Consider the following 1,519-nt stretch of genomic DNA (forward strand, 5'->3'; position numbering starts at 1 on the left):
CATACGTAATAACATTATCATCACACACTACCGTATCTTTTATCTTTTCATCACCACTCACCATAGCATTGCCGGAAACGTATGAACCGTCATAAACCCAACAATCACCCTCATGAGAAAGATTGTCTTCTTTCTCTATAAAACCACCAATGTCACCAGCTTTAACATCACCAAAGTCTCTTAATGCACGAATACGATGAAGAGTGCAGTTATATTTCTTTCCAAATCTTGAATTATCAACCTTCTCACTTTCTTCCGTAAGCTCGTATTTCTTTTCTATACTCATGTTCTTATCCACCTAATATTGTTGACCATCGTGTTGCTCATACCCTGCCCTACTTGCTGCACAACCATCTACAAACTCAGGTGATGGGGGGAGATCTTGATTTGTAACGCCGGGGCGTATATTATTTGGATAGTATTTCATAAATGTACGAATGCGCATTTCCGTTTCCGGCCATATGCGTCCACCGTGCCGTAACCGTGAAACTAAACGACCATTTTTTATTGATTTAAAACCAAAAGTGTACGGAGACATTTTGTTATTAGTTAAAAACAACTCTATATCCTTTATAAGGGCAGAATGGCGCATTATGTCTTTTCACACTCCTTCATCACATAACCTAATCTTGTAACGCTCTTATAACGCTATAGCGTAAAAGTGTAAAGGCTTTAAAATGACAAAGATTGAAAAAGATTGGTTTCAACGCTTAATTGAACTAATAAAAAATGACGGACGAACAATGGTCGAGATAAGTAAAGCCGCAGGTTGTGGGCAAAACTATGTACAACAGATGGTGAATGGAGGGAAAAGGCCTTCTGTGGATAAATTGATGGCTATTCTTAATACACTCGGAAATGCAAGCGCTATATATGTAATAACTGGATTCAACATTTCCGAGGAAGATATAAAGTTTATAACTTGGGCTTCATCTGGGGATAAGAAGAAGCTTGAAGCTTTAAACGTTTTATTGACGGAACAGCATAAGTAATATCTTCTACTACCATTAATATTTCTTGTTTTTGTGTCGTAGATAAAGCCTCCCATCTTACAACAATATTAGGTAAAATTACTTCTAAATTTTTAGAATTCTTCATTTTATGTTCCTACATTATTAATTAAAATAACGCTATAGCGATTTTTTTAATTGACATAAACGCTAAAGCGTGTTACGTCTATCCCCATAACTTAGAAAGAACCATTTGCCAACGTGAATGAGAGGGGATGAAAATGAATAAACAGCTTTTTGTAAATGCTGATGAGATCTTGTTGATTATATCGACTTATGATGATGATTATTACGCTAAACCTGGACCAGTTGATGAAACTGAAATCATGGACATCGTGGGGCAGATGGAAACCGTTGAAAGCATTCTTCGCATTGATCTTACGTCAAATCGCTATGATGATATTTCAGAAGACGTTGCTGAACTTTATGTTCAAAAGTACTTAGATGATTATAGCCATTATTATTTTGTAGAGGATGCCCCATATCCTTTTATAGCTCACAGCTGGGCA

The 1,519-nt window shown here is 36.5% G+C and carries 3 protein-coding genes and 1 pseudogene; 2 read left to right on the forward strand and 2 right to left on the reverse strand.

Features of this window, described 5'->3' with window-relative positions:
• Together J7R05_RS07085 and J7R05_RS07090 are read right to left on the reverse strand one after the other, a co-directional pair.
• Positions 1-286, reverse strand: a pseudogene (locus J7R05_RS07085) (hypothetical protein); the annotation flags it as partial.
• 12 nt (positions 287-298) lie between these two features.
• A complete protein-coding gene (locus tag J7R05_RS07090; protein WP_208541752.1) occupies positions 299-592 on the reverse strand; it encodes a hypothetical protein in 294 nt (97 codons plus the stop codon).
• Positions 593-677: 85 nt separating this feature from the next.
• On the opposite strand from J7R05_RS07090, the gene J7R05_RS07095 reads away from it, so the two are divergent.
• Together J7R05_RS07095 and J7R05_RS07100 are read left to right on the forward strand one after the other, a co-directional pair.
• The gene (locus J7R05_RS07095) at positions 678-992 is read left to right on the forward strand and encodes a helix-turn-helix domain-containing protein (RefSeq protein ID WP_078689416.1); all 315 of its coding nucleotides are present in this window, start codon (positions 678-680) and stop codon (positions 990-992) included.
• 239 nt (positions 993-1,231) lie between these two features.
• Positions 1,232-1,519, forward strand: a 288-nt coding sequence (locus tag J7R05_RS07100) for a hypothetical protein (RefSeq protein ID WP_208541753.1), incomplete at its 3' end; no start/stop codon positions are given.

It is taken from the genome of Bartonella capreoli (assembly GCF_902813205.1).
GTDB classification, from domain to species: Bacteria; Pseudomonadota; Alphaproteobacteria; order Rhizobiales; family Rhizobiaceae; genus Bartonella; species Bartonella schoenbuchensis.